Raw genomic sequence first — 18,018 nt, forward strand, 5'->3', positions numbered from 1 at the left:
CGCTCCGTCCGGGGCCTCCCCCTCGCGGCCGCTACAGTTCCCGTTCGGCGACCCCCATGTAGATCCGACGACAGCGGTCGAGGGCTTCCAGGCTCGCGCTCTCGGTGTCGGTGTGTGCCTCGCCCGGCTCGGAGGCCCCGCAGACGAGACAGTCGGTCCCCGCCCCCGCGAGCCAGCCGGCGTCGGTCGCGTGCGGCTTGGTGACGTGTTCGGGCGCGTCGAAACCCGACTCATCGTGGACTGCGCGGGCGACGTCGAGGGCGGCGTCCGCGAACGCCGCGTCGCCGCAGGCCATCGGCGGGAGGTCCTGATCGACGACGAACTCGACCCCGGCCGTCGCGTCGGCGACGCCAGCCAGATCGGCTCGGTCGCCCGGAACGGTACGCTCGTCGACGGTCGCCTCGCAGCGCTCCGGGATCACGTTCCACGTCTCGCCGCCGTCGACGATCGTGACCGCCAGCGACCCCGACACGTCGTTCCCGAGGACCGTCGCCTCCGGGGCGTCGAGCCCGCGGACCGCGTCGATCGCGTCGCAGGCGCGGTAGATCGCGTTCTCGCCCGCCTCCGGCTCCGAGGCGTGGGCCGCCTCCCCGTGCGCGACGAGCCGCGACCCGCGGCGGCCGCGGTGGGCGACGGCGACGTCCGTCACGCCCGGCTTCGAGTAGTTCGTCGACCCCTCGGCGACGACCGCGCGTTCCGGGGCGAACCCCGCGTCGATCGCGTGGCGAGCCCCGTCGCCGCCGACCTCCTCGCCGACGAAGGAGGCGAAGATCAGCTCCCTGCCCTCCGGCGGCGTCGCGTCCCGGAACGCGAGCATCGCGGCCGCGACCGACCCCTTCATGTCGGCCGTGCCGCGGCCGTAGATCCGACCGTCGCGCCGCTCGACGACGTACTCGCCCTCCGTCCCCTCGCCGGCCGTCTGTTCGGGCGCGGGCGGGACGACGTCGTGGTGGCCGACGAGCGCGAGCGAGTCGGCATCGGGGTCGTCGGTCGCGCCCCTGAACGCGAGCACGTTGCCGGCGTCGTCGCGCTCGACGGTCGCGTCCGTCTCCGCGCGCAGCCACTCCTCGATCGCGTCGCCCGCTGCCGTCTCGTCCTCGTGCGATGGGATCGAGACGAGCCGCTCGGTGAGGTCCGCGAGTTCGTCCATGGACTCAGTGACGGCCGTCGCCGCATAAGCGCGTCCCTCACGTCGGGCGCGGCGAGCGCGGGCCCCGGAGCGGGCCGGCGCTCAGGTCGTGAACAGCTCCGTGTCGTCGGGCACCGCGAACAGCCCGAGCCGGACCCCGGCGTCGAGCCAGCCGTAGCCGTACGAGTAGGAGGCGAGCGCGTTCACCGGGTCGCCGTCGTCGCGGAAGTGGCGGCCGTCGTCGAGGTACGACTCCGCCATCTCGGTCACGTCCGCCGCGGCCTCGCCCAGCGGCGTGTCCGCCGGCGGGCGCGGCTCCGCGACGGCCAGCGCGTCCGCGAGCATCCGCTCGTAGCGGTCCGTCTTCTCCTCAAGATCGGCGGGCATGTCAGAGCGTTCCGTCGGGCGGACAAAAGCGGTCGGGTATTTTTGCGCTCGCGACCCGTTACACTGGACTGATGAAGTCCCGCCCTCCCGCAGGGGGCCGATCGGCCCTCGCCCTCGTGGTCGCGACGAACCTCCTCCCGCTCGCCGGCGTCGTCGGGTTCGGCTGGCGCGTCGGTGAACTGCTCGCGGTGTATTGGATAGAGGTCGCCGCCCTCGTGATCGCCCACGCCGCCGCCGCGATGTTCGCCGAGCGACCGATCCGGCTCGAAGACCGCTCGTTCTACATCACCGGCTACGACGAGGACGCCGAGCGAGACGAGGTGTGGGAGACCGACGCGGAGCCGGTTCACCTCGTCTCGTGGCTCCCGCCGATCTACCGGCGGAACTTCCGCGTCGTCCGCCGGTCGCTCGGGGTGTTCGCGTTCATGATGTTTCCGCTCTTGGCGGTCGGCTGGGAGGCGCTCTCGTACCTCACGCCCACGGTCGGAGTGGCGACGCTCGGCGTCTGCGGCGCGCAGGTCGGGGAGGTGCGTCGGGAGTTCTTCGCCGAGCGCGCCTACGAGGACCAGTCGCCGTACATGGTGGTCGAGGCCGCCCAGCGCGTCGTCTTCTTCTACTTCGTCGTCGCGATACTGACGGTCGTTTCGGTGACATTCGGAATCGCCGTGATCGATGTGGTACTGGCTCCCGGGCTGCTCGACGGCGTCGCCGACGCGGTCCTCCTCGTTCCGTACCTCCTCCCGATCGCGCTCGGGAAGGCGACCGTCGAATGGAGCCGGCGGCGCGCCTTCCAGGAGGACGACCCGGACGGGATCGCGACGTGGTTTACCGGCGAGGACGCCAGGCGCGACTGGAAGAAGGACGAAGAGTCCGTCGGAGACGCCTGACGACGCGGGGCGCGGTCGCGTCGGCGATGGGAGGGAAGCGAACGCGGCGAGGAGACAGGACGCGGCCGGCGTCGCGGTGCCGAAAGCGCAACGCCGATACGCTCGGCCGCGAAACGGCGGGGCATGTACGAGGCCGTTCACGCCTATCCCGACGGGGAGGCAACCGTCGCGCGCCACGCCGCCACCGCGGCCCGGCACGGGTACGACGGGATCGTGGTGCGGACGCGCGACGCGCTGACGGCGGCCGGGGACGGCGGTCTGAGCGCTGCGGACCGCGGCGAGAGCCCGGCTCGCGACCCGGAGGCGCTCCGCGAGGAGTACGGGATCGACGTCGTCGACGCGGTCGAGATCGACGCCGACGATCCGACGAGCGCCTCGGGCGCGGTCGGAAACTACCGGTCCGACCGAACCGTGGTCTGCGTGGTCGGCGGCGACGACGCGCTGAACCGGTTCGCGGTCGAGCAGGCCCGCGTCGACGTCCTCGTCCGGCCGATGGCGGGCGGCGGCGACTTCAACCACGTCCTCGCGAAGGCGGCACGGGACAACGGCGTCCGGGTCGAGTTCGACTTCGGCCCCGCGCTCCGCGAGACCGGCGGGAAGCGGGTTCGGGCGCTCGCCGACCTCCGGAAGCTCCGGGAGATCGTCGCCCACTACGACGCGCCGTACGTCGTGAGCGCGAACGCGCGGTCGCACCTCGGACTCCGCGCGCCCCGCGAGTTGGTCGCGGTCGGCGAGGCGATCGGCTTCGACGCCGAGGCCGTCCGCGCGGGGCTCCGGGCGTGGGGCGACCTCGTCGAGCGTAACCGAGAGCGGCGCTCCGAGGGCTTCATAGAGCCGGGGGTCCGACGTGGCAGGTATGAAGAAGACGGTCGCTGAACACGCCGAACGGTTCTCCGAGAAGGCCGCGTCGTACGACGACTCGAAGAGCGACGAGTACCAGGCCTGCGCGAGCCTCGTGATCGACCACGCGTCGCCGGGGGCGGACGACGTGGTCCTCGATCTGGGAGCCGGGACCGGGGCCATCGCGCTGGCGCTCGCCGAGGACGCCGAGCGCGTCCTCGCCCGCGACATCAGCGAGGGGATGATGGACGAGGGGCGGCGGAAGGCGGCCGACCGCGGCCTCGGAAACGTCGAGTTCGCGTACGGCGAGTTCCGCGACCCCGGGATCGACGCCGACCGACCGGTCGACGTGGTCACCTCGAACTTCGCGCTCCACCACCTCGCGGACGACGAGAAGCGCGAGGCGATCCGCGTGATGAGCGAGACGGGCCCTCGGCGGATCGTCCTCGGCGACGTCGCCTTCTTCGAGGAGTCGGACCCCGAGGCTCCGTTCTACAGCCCCGAGGTCGACGACCCCGCGACGGTCGGCACGCTGGTCGAGGCGTTCACCGACGAGGGGTTCGCGGTGACGGCCGTCGAGCGCATTCACGACCAGGTCGCGGTGATCGTCGCGGAGCGCGTCCGCGAACTCCCGGCGTGATCTCGCCGTGAAGCACCTCCCCAAACACCTCCGGCCGCGGTGGCGGTACCTCGCCGTCGGGATCGAGACGTGGCCCGACGCCGAGGTCGGGCGGCGCGCGTTCCAGCGCGCGCTGTGGTACAGCGCCGGCAACCTCCTCGGGGACGCCGGCAGCGCCGACGCGGACCTCACGCTTCTGTCGTTCGCGCACGCCGACGGGACCGGGGAGGCGGTCGTCCGGGTCAGACACGGCCACGTCGACGAGGCGCGCGCGGCGGTGGCCTGCGTGAGCGAGGTCGACGGCGAGCCGGTCGGAATCCGCGTGCGGGGGATTTCGGGGACGGTACGTGCCTGTGAGGAAAGATATATGGGTCGCGCGACCGCCAGTTCGACACAGCGAGACGTCGCGTTCGAGGGGTCCGAGCGGCCCGCGGTCGTGCGCGGAGACGCGTGCGACGTGGAGACCGAGTCGGACCGCGTCGGCGCGACGACGTTCGACACCGAGTGATATCATGCAGGGCCAATCCCAACAGCAGGCGTACGACCGCGGCATCACAATCTTCTCTCCGGACGGCCGACTCTACCAGGTCGAGTACGCCCGGGAGGCGGTGAAACGAGGGACGGCGAGCGTCGGGATCCGCGCCGAGGACGGCGTCGTCCTCGCGGCCGACAAGCGCGCCCGCTCCCCGCTGATGGAGCCGGAGAGCATCGAGAAGCTCCACAAGGCCGACGACCACGTCGGCGTCGCGAGCGCGGGCCACGTCGCCGACGCGCGCCAGCTCATCGACTTCGCTCGCCGGCAGGCGCAGGTGAACCGCCTCCGCTACGGCGAGCCCGTCGGCATCGAGACGCTGACGAAGAACATCACCGACCACATCCAGCAGTACACGCAGGTCGGCGGCGCGCGCCCGTTCGGCGTCGCGCTCATCGTCGGCGGCATCGAGAACGGCGAGCCGCGCCTGTTCGAGACGGACCCGTCGGGCACGCCGTACGAGTGGCAGGCGCTCTCGATCGGCTCCGACCGCAGCGACCTCCGCGACTACCTGGAGACGGAGTACGAGGAGGGCATCTCGACGGACGAGGCGGTCGGGCTCGCGCTCGACACCCTCGCGCAGTCGAACGACGGCGAGCTGTCCCCGGACGGCGTCGGCGTCGCGACGATCACCGTCGACGACCCCGAGTACGCCGAGCGGCCGGTCGACGAGATCGAGTCGATCCTCGACGAGCGCGACCTGCTCGCGACCGACGAGGACGAGGCCGACGACGAGGAGTAGCGCGGGCCAGCGCGGCACCGAAGCGACTACTTTTGCGGCCGCGAACGCCGACACATGAGCGACGACGCGGTCGATGTTGCCGACGCCGACCGGGGACTCGGCGAGTCACCGCTTTCGGACGGGTACGAGCTCCGCGAGACGACCCCCTCCGTCGAGGCGTTCCGCCGGCTCCGGCGGGAGGCGGGCATGACAGACCGGTCCGGGAGGCCGTCGAGCGCGGGCTCCCGAACACGACGTTCGGCGTCCACGTCGTCGAGACGGCGTCCGGGTCGACGGTCGGAATGGCGCGGCTCGTCGGCGACGGCGGGTCGGTGTTCCACCTCTCGGACACGGCGGTCGCGCCGCCGCATCAGGGCCGGGGGATCGGGACGGCGATGGTCGGCGCGCTCGTCGCGTGGCTCCGCGCGAACGCCCCCGACGGCGCGTACGTCAACCGCTTCGCGGACGTCGACGGATTCTACGAGCGGTGGGGGTTCGAGCGGACCGCGCCGGCGTCGAAGGCGATGGGGATCCGGACCGAGGAGCTGTAGCCAACCGGGACGCGGCGGGTCGGCCGCGCCCGCGTCGGGAGAGTTATTGCGTCGGAGACAGACCGGAAACGCGTGCAGAAGACGGCACTCATCACCGGCTGTTCCTCGGGCATCGGTCGCGCCGCGGCGCACGCGTTCCTCGACGAGGGATGGACCGTGTACGCCACCGCGCGGAACCCGGCGGACATCGAAGCGCTCGGCGAGGCGGGCTGCGAGCTCGCCACGCTCGACGTCACCGATCAGGACGACATCGACCGCGTGGTCGAGCGGATCTTAGACGAGGAGGGCGCGATCGACGCCCTGATCAACAACGCCGGCTACGGCCAGTTCGGCCCGGTCGAGGACGTGACCACGGAGCGGGTCCACGAGCAGTTCGACGTGAACGTGTACGGGCCGCACCGACTGATCCGGGCGGTCCTCCCGTCGATGCGCCGCGAGCGCGACGGGACCATCGTCAACGTCTCCTCCGTCGCGGGGCGGGTGTCGATCCCCGGCGGCGGCGTGTACAGCGGGTCGAAGTTCGCCCTGGAGGCGATGTCGGACGCGCTCCGCAACGAGGTCGACGACCTCGGCATCGACGTGGTCGTCGTCGAGCCGGGGCCCGTGCGGACGAACTTCTCGAAGCGCGCGGAGTCGGAAGCCGACCCCGAGGAGCGCGAGGGGATCGAGCGGACCGAGGCGTACGACGAGTTCTACGCGATGTTCGAGGACGCGCAGCTGATCGGCGGCGACGGCCCCGGCTCGGTCGAGCCGGAACTCGTCGCGAACGCCATCTACGACGCCGCGAGCGCGACGCAGCCGCCCGCGCGGGTCCAGCCGGGCACCGTCGCGAGCGTCGGCGTCCTCGCGCGGTTCCTCCCCGACGCCCTGATCGACAAGGCCTACGGGTTCATTCGGAGCTTCACCTCGTAGCGCGGGCGCGCTCCGGTCGAGCGGCGGCGGGTCACCCGTCCGCGTCGACCGCGAACGGGCTCTCCCCCTCCCGCCAGTTCCAGCCGGGGAGCCGCGTCTGGAACCCCGCCGCGAGCGCGGCGTCGAGGTCGTCGGCGCCGGCCGTTCCGGCGCCGGCCCCGTCCGCCTCGGCCGCCGCGTCGCGGTCCACGTGCGTGTCCGCGACGTGGAACGTCGCCTGCGCGAGCAGCGAGAGGGGACGGCCGCCGGCGATCGTCGCCGCCAGCTCGCGCCCGAGGACCTCGTCGACGACGAAGCCCGGGTAGTCGCCCGCCACGTCGAGGTCGCGGAGGAGCCCGACGCAGGCCGCGACGTTGACCGCGACCTCGCCGTCGGCGAAGACGGCGTCGACCTCGCGGCGGTAGGCGTCTGGCGCCACCTCGTCCACCGTCGTCTCGAACCGTCGACCGAGGCGGTCGCGGGTGTCGTTGAGGACCGGGACGACGACGTCGGCGCGGTCGCGGACCCAGGCGTGTTCGTCGCGGACCGTCTGCGGGGTGACGCGCATGGGCGGCGTTCGGCCGCCCGGGGCTTGCCCTTTGCGAAGGCTTTTATAACGGCGGGGCAGTAGCCTGAGACAAGCGGGTTTTCGCTGGCTGTTCCCGCACGGAACACTACGGACAGTACTTCCACTATGCCTACCCGTCACGGTCGACCGATCGGCGGCGTGTCGCGGCGCGACCCGCGGCGCGATTCGACGACGGCGGCCCCGACGACCCGCAGTGAGATATGAGTCAAGTCGACAAGCAACTCGATACGTTGAAATCAGAGATCGAACAGGAGATTCCGAACGACATCACGGTCACCGACGTGAAATACGAGGGACCGGAGCTGGTCGTGTACACGCGCGACCCCAAGCGGTTCGCCGGCGACGGCGACCTGATCCGACGGCTGGCCTCGAAGCTCCGAAAGCGGATCACGGTCCGCCCGGACCCGAGCGCCCTCTCGCCGCCGGCGCGGGCAGAAGACGAGGTCCGGGACGTGATCCCGGAAGAGGCCGGCGTGACAGACCTCGACTTCCACGAGGACACCGGCGAGGTCGTCATCGAGGCCGAGAAGCCCGGCATGGTGATCGGCCGCCGGGGCTCGACGCTCCGCGAGATCACCCAGGAGGTCGGGTGGACCCCAGAGGTCGTTCGGACGCCGCCGATAGAGTCCTCGACCGTCTCGAACGTCCGCGGCTTCCTGAAGAACGAGCGCGAGGAGCGCCGCGACATCCTCGAACGGGTCGGCCGGCAGATCCACCGCGAGGAGATGTCCGACGACGAGTGGGTCCGGATCACGACGCTCGGCTGCTGCCGCGAGGTCGGCCGGGCGGCATTCATCCTCTCGACGCCCGAGACCCGGATCCTCATCGACTGCGGCGACAAGCCCGGCGCGGAGGGCGAGGTGCCGTACCTCCAAGTGCCCGAAGCGCTCGGCGCGGGCGCGGCGACCCTCGACGCGGTCATCCTGACCCACGCCCACCTCGACCACTCCGCGCTGGTCCCGCTCCTGTTCAAGTACGGCTACGACGGCCCCATCTACACGACGGAGCCGACCCGCGACCTGATGGGGCTGCTCACGCTCGATTACCTCGACGTCGCCGCGAAGGACGGGCGGACGCCGCCGTACGAGTCCGCACAGGTCCGCGACGCGATCAAACACACCATCCCGCTGGAGTACGGCGACGTGACGGATGTCGCCCCGGACGTGAAGCTCACGTTCCACAACGCGGGCCACATCCTCGGCAGCGCGGTCACCCACTTCCACATCGGCGACGGCCTCTACAACGTCGCGTTCTCGGGCGACATCCACTACGAGGATACCCGCCTGTTCAACGGCGCGGTCAACGATTTCCCACGCGTGGAGACGCTCGTGCTTGAGTCCACCTACGGCGGCCGCAACGACTACCAGACCGACCAGGAGGACTCCGAGGAGGCGCTCAAGGAGGTCATCAACGAGACGTACGAGCAGGGCGGGAAGGTCGTCATCCCCGCCTTCGCGGTCGGGCGCTCACAGGAGATCATGCTCGTCTTAGAGGAGGCGATGCGCGAGGGTGAGATCCCCGAGATGCCCGTCCACCTCGACGGGATGATCTGGGAGGCGACCGCGATCCACACCACCTACCCCGAGTACCTCCGCGACGACCTCCGAGACCGCATCTTCCACGAGGACGAGAACCCGTTCCTCGCCGACCAGTTCAACCACATCGACGCCGGTGAGGAGGAGCGGCAGGAGGTCGCCGACGGGGACGAGTGTATCGTCATCTCTACCTCGGGGATGATCGAGGGCGGGCCCATCATGTCGTGGCTCCGCCACATCGGCCCCGACCCGGACTCGAACCTCGTCTTCGTCGGCTACCAGGCGCAGGGAACGCTCGGGCGCCGGATCCAGAACGGCTGGGACGAGATCCCGGTCGACGGCTGGGGCGGCGGGAGCCGCGGCGACACGCTCACACTGGAGATGGGCACCGAGGTCGTCGACGGCTTCTCCGGCCACGCCGACCGGCAGGGGTTAGAGAACTTCGTGAAGACGATGAACCCCCGCCCGGAGAAGGTGCTGTGCGTCCACGGCGACGAGAGTTCCGTCCAGGACCTCTCCTCGTCGCTGTACCACGACTACAACATGCGGACGTTCGCGCCGAAGAACCTGGAGACGTTCCGGTTCAAGTAGGCGCGCGGCGAGGGGGGCGAGCGTCTTCGGGGACAGCCGGAGGGCGGACGCGCTCCGCCTCCCGCGTATGGGAGTAGTTCCGGGCGACATCGACGCGGCGCCGGGACTCGGCGGTCTCGTCCACCTGCTGTTGACCGCGTGGGTGTGCGTGACGATCGCGGGCGCGATGCCGCAGTTCGTCCCGGTGTGGTCGGGGACGACGCTCGCGGACGGAGCGCCGGTCCCGGCGGTCGCCGGCGCGTAGCCGGTGACGCTCGGTCGCTCCGGCGCGGGTCGGACGGCCCGCGGCGGGGACGGCCCGCGGCGGGGACGGTTCGGGCGACGAGGCCAGCGCTTAAGCGACGCCCCCGCGACTCCCCTGTATGCGCCTCGCGCTCATCGCTCACGACGAGCTGAAAGACGAGATGGTCGCGTTCGTCGAGTCGCACACCGACGCCCTCGGCGAGTGCGAACTGGTGACCACCGGGACGACCGGAAAGCGGATCGCGGAGGCCACGGGCCTCTCCGTGAACCGGCAGGCCTCCGGTCCCTTCGGCGGCGACCTCCAGATCGGCGGGATGATAGCGGGCGACCAGATCGACGGGGTCGTCTTCCTCCGCGACCCGCTGACCGCGCAGGCGCACGAGCCGGACATCTCGGCGCTGCTGCGGGTCTGCGACGTGAAGGACGTACCGCTGGCGACGAACGTCGCGTCCGCGGAGATGCTCGTCGACGGGCTGCTCGGCGGCGATTCTCTCGACTGATACCGCCGACCGCGGAGATTTAACCCGGCCGAACCAAGGGTCGACAGATGACTCGCCCCGCAGGAACCCGCGTCCGCGCCCTCGCGTTCGCGTTGCTGCTCCTCCTCGCGACCGTCGGCGCCGGCGCGGCCGCGGGCCAGCCCGCGGTGTCGGAGCACGCCGCAGGGTCGGAAACGGTCGTTCGCTTGGCGGCGGCGGGCGCCCACGCGTCGGTCGCGGGGGCCGCGGGCGGTCCGGGGACCGTCGGCGCCGAAGCAAACGCGAGCGGGAGTCGGGTCGGCCCGATCACGCGGTGTTTCGCCGGAACAGGGTACCCGATCGCGATCGGCGGCGACGAGGGGAGCGCGACGATGGAGACGGTGATCCACCTCTCCGTACTCACCGACCCCGCCGCGGGCAACGAGTTCGGCGTCGAGACAGTCGGGCGACTCGGCGGCGAACCGATCGTGACGCTCGCCGCGGGCGTGCGACTGACCGCGCGGCAGGCGATCGCTGACGGAGACCCGTTCGCGGCGTTCGACGTGCTGTACACCTACGAGCTACGGTTCCCGATGTTCACCGGGTCGGTGGGCGACGCCGACTACGAGGACGACGGATCGCCGATCGGTTCGAGCGCCGGCGCGGTCGACTGCTGACGGGTCCCTACCGCTCGACCGCGTCGTCGTCCGGGGGACGAACCCCGCGGACGAGCGACAACACCTCCCGTCGGGTCGCCTCGAAGTCGTCACCGCTCGGGTACGCGCCGCCCGCCAGCAGGTACTCTCCGGCCTCCCACACCGCGAGCAGCGCCTCCACCGAGACGCGTTCGCCGTCGACCTCGCAGCGCCCGTGGGACACGGTGAGCGTCGCGCGCGACGCGTCCGGATCGTCGACGTCGATGCGTCGCTCGTCGCGCCGCGCGAGGTCGGTGATGTCCCGCTCGGCGAGGCGGTCGCGGAACCCCTCGCTGGCCCGCGACTCGACGAGCCGCGTGAGCGCCGGGTTCGGTCCGGTCTCCGGCGAGACGCGGAGTCGACTCGCGAAGAGGAACGGCCGCGGCGGCGGGGTCTCGCGCTCGTAGCGCGCCGTGCCCGCGGTGACCGAGACCGGTCCCGCCTCGAAGGGGCGCTCCGTCGCCTCCGCGACGAGCGTCCAACCGTCGAGGCGGTCGCGGGGGACGACCGGTGGCTCCATGGACTCGTATCTCTCCGGACGGGAATAAAACGGACGGGCAGCGGGAGGCGGTCAGAGGGTCGAAGAGCCGGTCAGTGGTCGTCTTCGCGCCACTTGTGTTCGCACTCGGTACAGACGAAGAACCGGGTCTCCGACTCGTCGGCCGCGCGGATCTGCTGCATGTACCAGTACGCCTGATCGTTGTCGCACTCGGGACACTGCGCGGTCGTCGTCGGGAGCCCCTTGTCCTCGGCGTCGCTCACGTCGACGATCTCGGACTCGACCTGCGACTGGGTCGTCCACTCGTCGTCGCCGTCCTCGCGCCCGATCTCGTACCCGCAGGAGTCGCACACCCAGTGGTCCTCGCCCGCGCCGGATTTCATCATGGATCCGCACTCGTCGCAGAACTTCATGCCCGAACCTACCGCGGATCGTATATAAACGGCGGGATCGCAGACGGACGCCGGGTGGAGGCGTTGGCGAGCGCCGGGGAGAGTCGCGGGCGGACGCCGACCGGGCCGCCGGCGTCTCCCCCGTCATTCCACGTCGACGTGTTCGGCGAGCGCGAAGCGGACGCGCTCCTCCTCGGGCCCCTTCGTCTCTCGACCGGTGACGACGACCTCGCCGATGTCGGACGTGTTCGCGACGTGCGTCCCCGCGCAGGCGGTGCGGTCGTACGGCTCGTCGCCCTCGTCCGCGCCAGCTATCTCGACGATCCGGAGCTCCTCGATCGAGTCGGGGAGGAGGTCGATCCGCGTCCGGTCGGTGTCGAGCGTCGCCTCCGCGGTCTCGCGGTCCATCGTGTAGCTCGACACCGGTCGCGCGTCGGCGACGAGCTCGTTGAGCCGCGCCTCGATCCGGTCGAGGTCGTCGTCGGTGAACCGCTCGTAGGCCGCGTCGAGACGCGCCCGGTCGGCGTACAGCTGGTTCCCGGTCGTCTGCGCGTCGAACTCGTCGAGCAGCAGCGCCGACAGCAGGTGCTGTGCGGTGTGGTACCGCGAGTGCGCCACGCGGCGGTCGGCGTCGATCTCGCAGGTTACGTCGGTTCCCGGCTCCGGGAGCGCGGGTGCCTCGTCCGAACTACCAGCGTCTCCGGTCGGTTCGACCTCGTGGTGGACCGTGTCCGCCATCTCGGTGTCGACGACGCGCCATGGAGCGTCCCCGTCGCCGTCGGTCGCCCGGATCGTCCCGGTGTCGTGCGGTTGCCCGCCGCCGGTCGGGTAGAAGTGGGTCCGGTCGAGGACGATCCGGGCCGGGTCCGAGAGGACGCGCTCGACGGTCGCCTCGAACGTCGTCACCGCGTCGTCCGCGAGGTAGAGTCGCTCGGTCACGGATACAGGAAAGGTCGCCGCCGAAATATATCCACGGCTCGCCGTGGCCGCTTCGGAACGCACCGGCCGGAAAGCCATCCCGCGGCGGCAGAGTTGGGCACCCTCATGTCTCTGAGCGGCCGTGTTGAATCGCCAGACAGCAGCGGGGTGAGCCGCTAAATAAAGGGGGGTTGAAATGGGAGAGTCCAGTTCGACCTTCACAGGGTACTGGGGCCTGATCCACACCAGTAGTTATCATACGCAATACTTTGACCGAAAGCTTATCAATTTCAGATTGACGACGTTTTCATAACATCCTGCCGGGGCACTTGATGCTGCTTCGTCGAGAATACCCATGACACCGCCCACCACACCTCGAAGACGGGAACGAGGGCAGTCGACCCTCATCGGGTTCGTCCTGTTGATCGGGATGATTGTCATAGCAGCGTCGGTAACTCTCTACTTCGGAACGGCCATGATGGGCGATCTCAGGGGCGAAATTCAGGGGCAAGACGCGGAACAGACGATGCGGGAGATTGACTCCCGGCTGAGTGAGGTCGCGTTCAGCGACAACCTCGAACACACGCTCGCTTTCGACCCCAGCGAGGGGCAATCGGTACGCGTCGCCGACAACGCGGAGATGGTAATCGAACTCGACGGCGGCCCGAGCTGTACCCCGTTCGTGATTCCGATGGGATCGCTTCACTACGAGAGCGACGGTTACTCGACCGTCACCTATCAGGGCGGTGGGATCTGGAAAGGGACGCCGAGCGGCAACGAGATGATCTCACCCCCCGATATGGAGTACAAGGACGGAACGCTGACGTTTCCGTCTGTGAATATCAACGGCAGCGCCGGCGGACAGGTGGAGACGCTCCAGGCAACCAAGAACCTCGAATACTCTCGTGAACGGTCTCGCGAGTACTCTCAACTGATGGCGAACTGTTCGAACGCGTCGCAAATGACCGTTACCGTCGAGAGCCGCTACGCCGACGTGTGGGGCGAATACCTCGAAAGTGAAGTCTCGACGAATTCGACGTACGACCTCGACAACGCCGATCCCGACGACGACTCGGTGACGGTAACGATCTCCGAAGGCGTGGACTTCGGCGTCGGGGGGAATGAAAGCGAAATCAGCGTCTCGGAGAACGCGACTGTCTCGACGACGGTCCTGGGAACGGAGGTGTCCAGTCAGACACCCATCTGGTGGGGCGGTATGCGAAAATACTGGGCCCCGGTTACGATGGGAGTCGTAACCGACGACGAACAGATGCGGCCGTGGCCCGACGGACCGTACGATCCCGGTGACCCCGTCACCGCCGAACAGAACCTCAACGACCGAGAGACCCAGCTCTCCGAGTGGACTCACGAGTTCGAAGTCGAGGCGGGAGCGACAGTGTCGATCCGAGCGACGCAGTGGTCGTGTGCCGATTACGACTACGCTGGGGCGGACACGTACGACGGAACGACGTGGTATCACTACAACTGCGACGATCTCGGCTCGGTGAACCTCCGCACGGACGCGTCGGCGGGTGAGAACCCGGAGAACGTCAGAGTGCTCAAGAACGGCGACGAGATGCCGGTGATAGAGACGAGGTACCGGCAACGCAACGCCGAAGAAGTTCTCGGCCCACTGCTCAACGAGACGGGACACCTACAGCTAGAGGACAACCAAGTGGTGTTCCTCTTCGAGATCACTGACCCGGACGCCACGTGGGAGAGCGCGAAAGACGATATCGGCGATCCCAATTACAACGACGCGATCGCACTCTTGGAGATAGAGGACCAGGAGGGCAAGGAGGTCGCCGGCGGGTTCGAGATCAGACTGACGACGAACGAGGTCATCATCGAGACCGCCGACAAGTGAGTGAATCGCTCAGCCGATCGAAATCGAACCGCTCGTCTCGGACTTGACCGGGCCCTGCCGTCACGGGCCTGTTACGGCAAGAGCCCCACCGTCACCTTGGTCGTCCGAACGAATACGGTATCGGCCTCGCACGTGTAGCCCGCCGCCGTCTGGTTCCATCCCTCGCGTTCGGCGAACCACCCTTCCCAAGCTTTCTCGTGGCGTGACTCCTCGACCTGGATCGTTACGTTTTGGGCCACGTCGGCCTCGTTGACGACGGTCCCGTTTTCCCGCCTCGGATAGTATATTCCGGAATCCTGCTTCGCGACCGTGACCAGTACCGATCCGTCCACACTCGTCGATGTGACGTTACCGCGCGGATCGATCTCGACCAACGAGATGATCGCCTCCCCGTCTCGACACGTCACGGTCGGTGGGCGTGACACGAATCCGTAGCCGTCGTTCGTCCGTAGGACCGCCCCGTTCTCGTAGCTTATCTCGGTCTCGTCTTTCGTGTACGAGAGTGACCCGGTTCGGACGGTCTCCGCGAACGTCCCGTTATCGAGTCCAACAGACACGGTGAACCTCGCGGTACGGTCCAGCGATAGCGTGCCTCCCGAGAGTCGGAACTCGCCCGCCCGTGTCGGGGCGTTTCCCCGCTCGATGTCGTGAAAGTTCTCCGCGAGCACCGACATCGCGCGCTCGGTGTTGTGTATCTGTTCCTCCTGTTGTTGTTCGGTGATAGCGGCGAATCCGCCGGTGTACACGGCGCTGACAGCGAGTAGGATGAGTGAAAACGAGAGGACGAATCCGACCATATCGCTTACGGCGCGCTCGTTCGCAGTCATGGCTACACACGCTCCACGCGGACCGCGGTCCCGTTGTGAACGAGTCTGATCTCCCCTCCGAAGGCGGTCGACTCGACGGTGTCGATGTCGTCGCGGACGGGGATCACGACCGGGGCTTCGATCGCCCGCGATTCGAGCACGAGGCAGGCGTCCGACCGACAGTCTCCGTAATTCGATGTCAGTCGCACTCGGTAGCGCGAGTTCACGACCCGCTCGGGATGTGACGTCTCGACGGTCATCGTCGAGTTCGTCGGGTCGGCGACGCGGTCCAGTGCCGTGAGTTCGGTCCCGATCCGTTCTCCGATCGTCGTGAGTTCGCCCTCTACCGCCCGCTCACGCTGCGTCTCGACCGCGCCGCCCGCAGTGATGATAAGCCCGGCGATCAGCACGGAGGTAATCCCCATCGTGAGAACGTGTGTCAACGCGACCGAAACTCCCCGCCGGTCGCCGCGAAGCCGGTCTGTTACACCGATGCCTTTCATTCCGAATCACCACCGATCCGAACCGTTATCTGCGACTCCGCAGACACTTTGTCGCTCACGTATTCGACATCGACGACGGCAGTCGACAGCTCGCGGCTCACGTACGGCTGACCGTCACCCGGGTCGGTGTGGAAGTTCCCGGAATCGACGTCGCTGGCCTCGTCGACGAGGAGATGATACGCACCGTCGGACCGGTGACCGTTTTCAACGCGAAGGTCGTACGGGGCGTTCAGTCCTGGAGCGAACGCGAAGCGCTGGGTCCCGTTGATCGCTCCACCAGTGACGTTCACCCGAGTCGCGTTCCCCGAGACCGACTCACTGACCGTGGTTCCGTTGTCGTACGTGACGTCGACGCTGACGGTATTCGACGGGCCTTGGCTAACGTTGAGGCGCCAATCGCCGCCGTCTTCACCCCTGGCGATGAACGTCGTCGGCGTCGGGCTCCGCGGTTCTATGACGAGCTCGAACGGGGTGGATTCGTTGAACGTCGCGTCCTCCACGAGGGTCCAGTGGCTTTGGTTCGCCCGCGAGAGGACGGCTCGTGAGCGGTTGCGCTGCCGAAGAACCTCCCTTTCGAGTTCGGACGCGCTCTCGTTCAACGTCACATCAAGATACGCCGGCCGCCGGTCGACGATCTGCTCCGCCTTCCGATCGCTGTAAACGGTCAACGTCGCGTTCAACTCGTGGATGTCGACGTAGCCGTCTCGTTGTTCAAGCCGGTCGGTGAGGCGGTCGACATCCGTTCGAACGACTTCCAACTGTCGCTCTACCTCGTTCATCTCCCCGAGAGAATTTCCGGGATTGGTGTTTTGGGTGTAGATTGTAGAGTTCAGCACGACGACGAGTGCCAATAGGCTCGCTGCCATCACGACCGCCCCCACGAGCATCAGTTGACCGCGGTCGTCGAGTTTCGGGATCACCAGACGATCACCCGAACTTCGACCACGTTTACCAAGGTCGGGTCGTCGAGGTCCTCGGCGTAGAACTTCGAGACGTTCCCCCCGAGGGTACCGCCGGGACTGTGTGTCAACTCCATCCCGTCGTGAAGCGCTATCGAACGGGTCGCGGTGACCGCGTTTCGACCGGGAGTTCCTTGGACGAACAGCGGCTCCGTCTCCGTCGTCTTCCCCTGCGTCTGATAATCCAGATAGACGTTGTACCGATAGAACCGGGAAGTGAACGTCTCTTCGAGGAGAAGGCACAGCGTGAGTGGCTCGTCCGCTATCGTGTCGGGGCAGTCATCGCCGGGCTGGTACGCGGTCGGCCACCCCGATTGTCCGTCTTGGGAGTCCCAGTACAGTGCGGCTTCACGAAGCGCGTCCCGCTCGTGAGCGGTCGCGAGAACGTCGTCCGTCTGCGTCCCCAACTGTGCCATTGTGTCGCGATCGATCGTTCCGGCCGTTGTGGGGGTAATTACCACCGCAGTCGTCGCTAACAGTAGCGCCGTGAGGATCACGACTGCGGAAATAACGCCTTCGAGAGTGTACGCTTGCCCGCGATCCGCGTCGGACGGCGGTCGCCGTTTCGGCGGACCGGCTACCATAGTCGCACCTCGATACGACAGGTGGCCGTACAGGTGTGGTTCCCTACGTAGCCCGACTTCGGGACGACGACGCGTGTCGCAGCGGCCGTGGACTCGCCCTGATACGGTGGACCGACTGTATGTTGGACCGTCCCGTTTCCGTCGACGAGCGTCACGTTCACCTCACTCTGTTCGGCCGTCGGTATTCCGTCTAAGTTAGACTCGTTCGCGAAAAACGAGTCAGTGCCAGCGCCGTCGAGCACGTTCTTCGAGTCTGGTTGAGTGATCTCCGCGAGGACTTCGGCGGCGTACCTATCGGCCTGTGCGGTCTGTGAAGCGTCAACAGGCGCCGTAAACGGTGTGAAGAGAGTCGGGATGAATCCCACGACGAACGCAGTCGTGAGGAGAAATATCGACACCCCGATGACGTAGTCTTGGAGCGTCTGGCCGCGACGATCCGACGTGAGTCGCTTCGATTTGCGAGGTGGGGTCACTTCGAGTTACCTTACGATCGTTACGGAGGGTGTGTGCGTTCCGCGGGATGGTCGCTGGTGTTATACATCCGATTTCGGTCGGACAGAGGACCGACCTCGGAGAGAGTGGCTCTGTACGAGATAGGACATTAGCTAGTATTCGGACAGAGTCGATATATAAAAACCGCGTTTAAATTATTAATTCTAGTAAATTACAGACAACGCCCTCGGGGCGATCTCACATCTGCGAGAAGTTTGTGGAGACCCGAGTAGAGGATGCATTTCCCGTTGTGACCGTCCCATCGGTAAATGTCGGTACCCCGTCGGGAGGCGTGTTAAATTGCCATACAGCAGCGAGGTAGAGCACTAA

22 protein-coding genes and 1 pseudogene are annotated in these 18,018 nt (G+C 67.9%); 12 read left to right on the forward strand and 11 right to left on the reverse strand.

The annotated features are described in order from the left end of the window. Window positions 1–31: 31 nt before the first annotated feature. On the reverse strand, window positions 32–1,150 hold the full coding sequence (locus EO776_RS07930; RefSeq protein WP_100050472.1) for a M20 family metallopeptidase: 1,119 nt from the start codon (window positions 1,148–1,150) through the stop codon (window positions 32–34). A gap of 81 nt (window positions 1,151–1,231) precedes the next feature. Beyond that, window positions 1,232–1,516 (reverse strand): DUF357 domain-containing protein, encoded by a 285-nt coding sequence (locus EO776_RS07935; RefSeq protein WP_086216485.1) that lies wholly within the window; start codon window positions 1,514–1,516, stop codon window positions 1,232–1,234. A 71-nt stretch (window positions 1,517–1,587) separates the two neighbouring features. On the opposite strand from EO776_RS07935, the gene EO776_RS07940 reads away from it, so the two are divergent. The 7 genes and pseudogenes from EO776_RS07940 (at window position 1,588) to EO776_RS07970 (ending at window position 6,578) form a co-directional block, all read left to right on the forward strand. Continuing rightward, window positions 1,588–2,403, forward strand: a complete 816-nt coding sequence (locus EO776_RS07940) for a DUF6498-containing protein (RefSeq protein WP_049929504.1) — start codon at window positions 1,588–1,590, stop codon at window positions 2,401–2,403. A gap of 123 nt (window positions 2,404–2,526) precedes the next feature. Further along, complete coding sequence (locus EO776_RS07945) at window positions 2,527–3,279, forward strand: RNase P subunit p30 family protein (protein WP_094580174.1); 753 nt, start codon at window positions 2,527–2,529, stop codon at window positions 3,277–3,279. Next, entirely contained in the window at window positions 3,260–3,883 is a 624-nt protein-coding gene (locus EO776_RS07950; RefSeq protein WP_094580175.1) for a class I SAM-dependent methyltransferase, read from the forward strand. The genes EO776_RS07945 and EO776_RS07950 overlap by 20 nt, the downstream gene beginning before the upstream one ends. Window positions 3,884–3,890: 7 nt before the next feature. Further along, complete coding sequence (locus EO776_RS07955; RefSeq protein ID WP_049929501.1) at window positions 3,891–4,370, forward strand: Rpp14/Pop5 family protein; 480 nt, start codon at window positions 3,891–3,893, stop codon at window positions 4,368–4,370. Window positions 4,371–4,374: 4 nt separating this feature from the next. Further along, window positions 4,375–5,136 (forward strand): archaeal proteasome endopeptidase complex subunit alpha, encoded by a 762-nt coding sequence (gene psmA / locus EO776_RS07960; protein ID WP_049929499.1) that lies wholly within the window; start codon window positions 4,375–4,377, stop codon window positions 5,134–5,136. A gap of 54 nt (window positions 5,137–5,190) precedes the next feature. Continuing rightward, window positions 5,191–5,666 (forward strand): annotated as a pseudogene (locus tag EO776_RS07965) (GNAT family N-acetyltransferase). A 72-nt stretch (window positions 5,667–5,738) separates the two neighbouring features. Then, window positions 5,739–6,578, forward strand: a complete 840-nt coding sequence (locus tag EO776_RS07970; protein WP_233127158.1) for an SDR family oxidoreductase — start codon at window positions 5,739–5,741, stop codon at window positions 6,576–6,578. A gap of 31 nt (window positions 6,579–6,609) precedes the next feature. Here the strand turns inward: EO776_RS07970 and EO776_RS07975 are convergent, their stop codons facing one another. Continuing rightward, window positions 6,610–7,125 carry a hypothetical protein gene (locus EO776_RS07975; protein ID WP_086219613.1) on the reverse strand — a complete coding sequence of 172 codons (516 nt, stop codon included), beginning with the start codon at window positions 7,123–7,125 and terminating at the stop codon, window positions 6,610–6,612. 221 nt (window positions 7,126–7,346) lie between these two features. Between EO776_RS07975 and EO776_RS07980 the strand changes: the two genes are divergently transcribed. From EO776_RS07980 to EO776_RS07990, 4 genes are all read left to right on the forward strand, one after another. Continuing rightward, on the forward strand, window positions 7,347–9,272 hold the full coding sequence (locus EO776_RS07980) for a beta-CASP ribonuclease aCPSF1 (RefSeq protein WP_049929494.1): 1,926 nt from the start codon (window positions 7,347–7,349) through the stop codon (window positions 9,270–9,272). A gap of 67 nt (window positions 9,273–9,339) precedes the next feature. Continuing rightward, entirely contained in the window at window positions 9,340–9,516 is a 177-nt protein-coding gene (locus tag EO776_RS18945) for a hypothetical protein (protein ID WP_176450695.1), read from the forward strand. A 118-nt stretch (window positions 9,517–9,634) separates the two neighbouring features. Next, the gene (locus tag EO776_RS07985; protein ID WP_049929493.1) at window positions 9,635–10,015 is read left to right on the forward strand and encodes a methylglyoxal synthase; all 381 of its coding nucleotides are present in this window, start codon (window positions 9,635–9,637) and stop codon (window positions 10,013–10,015) included. Window positions 10,016–10,062: 47 nt separating this feature from the next. Beyond that, the gene (locus EO776_RS07990) at window positions 10,063–10,650 is read left to right on the forward strand and encodes a DUF7332 family protein (protein WP_094519395.1); all 588 of its coding nucleotides are present in this window, start codon (window positions 10,063–10,065) and stop codon (window positions 10,648–10,650) included. Between the two features lie 7 nt (window positions 10,651–10,657). Here the strand turns inward: EO776_RS07990 and EO776_RS07995 are convergent, their stop codons facing one another. The 3 genes from EO776_RS07995 to EO776_RS08005 all read right to left on the reverse strand — a co-directional run bounded on the left by EO776_RS07995 (window position 10,658) and on the right by EO776_RS08005 (window position 12,498). Then, on the reverse strand, window positions 10,658–11,188 hold the full coding sequence (locus tag EO776_RS07995) for a hypothetical protein (RefSeq protein ID WP_089307622.1): 531 nt from the start codon (window positions 11,186–11,188) through the stop codon (window positions 10,658–10,660). A gap of 71 nt (window positions 11,189–11,259) precedes the next feature. Then, the gene (locus tag EO776_RS08000) at window positions 11,260–11,580 is read right to left on the reverse strand and encodes a transcription factor S (protein ID WP_049929490.1); all 321 of its coding nucleotides are present in this window, start codon (window positions 11,578–11,580) and stop codon (window positions 11,260–11,262) included. A gap of 123 nt (window positions 11,581–11,703) precedes the next feature. After that, window positions 11,704–12,498 carry an alanyl-tRNA editing protein gene (locus EO776_RS08005; protein WP_086216495.1) on the reverse strand — a complete coding sequence of 265 codons (795 nt, stop codon included), beginning with the start codon at window positions 12,496–12,498 and terminating at the stop codon, window positions 11,704–11,706. A gap of 334 nt (window positions 12,499–12,832) precedes the next feature. Between EO776_RS08005 and EO776_RS08010 the strand changes: the two genes are divergently transcribed. Next, a complete protein-coding gene (locus EO776_RS08010) occupies window positions 12,833–14,344 on the forward strand; it encodes a DUF7289 family protein (protein WP_129452383.1) in 1,512 nt (503 codons plus the stop codon). A gap of 71 nt (window positions 14,345–14,415) precedes the next feature. Here the strand turns inward: EO776_RS08010 and EO776_RS08015 are convergent, their stop codons facing one another. Genes EO776_RS08015 through EO776_RS08035 form a run of 5 tightly spaced genes read right to left on the reverse strand, consistent with a single transcriptional unit; the run spans window position 14,416 to window position 17,669 of the window. Further along, window positions 14,416–15,171, reverse strand: a complete 756-nt coding sequence (locus EO776_RS08015; protein WP_129452384.1) for a DUF7289 family protein — start codon at window positions 15,169–15,171, stop codon at window positions 14,416–14,418. 2 nt (window positions 15,172–15,173) lie between these two features. Next, entirely contained in the window at window positions 15,174–15,653 is a 480-nt protein-coding gene (locus EO776_RS08020) for a DUF7266 family protein (protein WP_086216497.1), read from the reverse strand. Further along, window positions 15,650–16,573, reverse strand: a complete 924-nt coding sequence (locus EO776_RS08025; protein ID WP_086216498.1) for a DUF7261 family protein — start codon at window positions 16,571–16,573, stop codon at window positions 15,650–15,652. Before EO776_RS08025 ends, EO776_RS08020 begins: the two co-directional genes overlap by 4 nt. Then, window positions 16,570–17,196 (reverse strand): DUF7288 family protein, encoded by a 627-nt coding sequence (locus tag EO776_RS08030; protein ID WP_143415417.1) that lies wholly within the window; start codon window positions 17,194–17,196, stop codon window positions 16,570–16,572. The genes EO776_RS08025 and EO776_RS08030 overlap by 4 nt, the downstream gene beginning before the upstream one ends. Continuing rightward, the gene (locus EO776_RS08035; RefSeq protein WP_129452385.1) at window positions 17,190–17,669 is read right to left on the reverse strand and encodes a DUF7287 family protein; all 480 of its coding nucleotides are present in this window, start codon (window positions 17,667–17,669) and stop codon (window positions 17,190–17,192) included. Before EO776_RS08035 ends, EO776_RS08030 begins: the two co-directional genes overlap by 7 nt. Window positions 17,670–18,018: the final 349 nt, after the last annotated feature.

The sequence above is a fragment of the Halorubrum ezzemoulense genome, assembly GCF_004126515.1.
Taxonomy (GTDB): Archaea; Halobacteriota; Halobacteria; order Halobacteriales; family Haloferacaceae; genus Halorubrum; species Halorubrum ezzemoulense.

Excerpts from the sequence above, each read along its gene's own strand:
- EO776_RS07930 (WP_100050472.1), bottom strand. The coding sequence starts at position 1,150 with ATGGACGAACTCGCGGACCTCACCGAGCGGCTCGTCTCGATCCCATCG.
- EO776_RS07935 (WP_086216485.1), bottom strand. The coding sequence starts at position 1,516 with ATGCCCGCCGATCTTGAGGAGAAGACGGACCGCTACGAGCGGATGCTC.
- EO776_RS07975 (WP_086219613.1), bottom strand. The coding sequence starts at position 7,125 with ATGCGCGTCACCCCGCAGACGGTCCGCGACGAACACGCCTGGGTCCGC.
- EO776_RS07980 (WP_049929494.1), top strand. The coding sequence starts at position 7,347 with ATGAGTCAAGTCGACAAGCAACTCGATACGTTGAAATCAGAGATCGAA.
- psmA (WP_049929499.1), top strand. The coding sequence starts at position 4,375 with ATGCAGGGCCAATCCCAACAGCAGGCGTACGACCGCGGCATCACAATC.
- EO776_RS08000 (WP_049929490.1), bottom strand. The coding sequence starts at position 11,580 with ATGAAGTTCTGCGACGAGTGCGGATCCATGATGAAATCCGGCGCGGGC.
- EO776_RS18945 (WP_176450695.1), top strand. The coding sequence starts at position 9,340 with ATGGGAGTAGTTCCGGGCGACATCGACGCGGCGCCGGGACTCGGCGGT.
- EO776_RS07995 (WP_089307622.1), bottom strand. The coding sequence starts at position 11,188 with ATGGAGCCACCGGTCGTCCCCCGCGACCGCCTCGACGGTTGGACGCTC.
- EO776_RS07985 (WP_049929493.1), top strand. The coding sequence starts at position 9,635 with ATGCGCCTCGCGCTCATCGCTCACGACGAGCTGAAAGACGAGATGGTC.
- EO776_RS07940 (WP_049929504.1), top strand. The coding sequence starts at position 1,588 with ATGAAGTCCCGCCCTCCCGCAGGGGGCCGATCGGCCCTCGCCCTCGTG.
- EO776_RS08030 (WP_143415417.1), bottom strand. The coding sequence starts at position 17,196 with ATGGTAGCCGGTCCGCCGAAACGGCGACCGCCGTCCGACGCGGATCGC.
- EO776_RS07950 (WP_094580175.1), top strand. The coding sequence starts at position 3,260 with ATGAAGAAGACGGTCGCTGAACACGCCGAACGGTTCTCCGAGAAGGCC.
- EO776_RS08010 (WP_129452383.1), top strand. The coding sequence starts at position 12,833 with ATGACACCGCCCACCACACCTCGAAGACGGGAACGAGGGCAGTCGACC.
- EO776_RS08015 (WP_129452384.1), bottom strand. The coding sequence starts at position 15,171 with ATGACTGCGAACGAGCGCGCCGTAAGCGATATGGTCGGATTCGTCCTC.
- EO776_RS08020 (WP_086216497.1), bottom strand. The coding sequence starts at position 15,653 with ATGAAAGGCATCGGTGTAACAGACCGGCTTCGCGGCGACCGGCGGGGA.
- EO776_RS07990 (WP_094519395.1), top strand. The coding sequence starts at position 10,063 with ATGACTCGCCCCGCAGGAACCCGCGTCCGCGCCCTCGCGTTCGCGTTG.
- EO776_RS07945 (WP_094580174.1), top strand. The coding sequence starts at position 2,527 with ATGTACGAGGCCGTTCACGCCTATCCCGACGGGGAGGCAACCGTCGCG.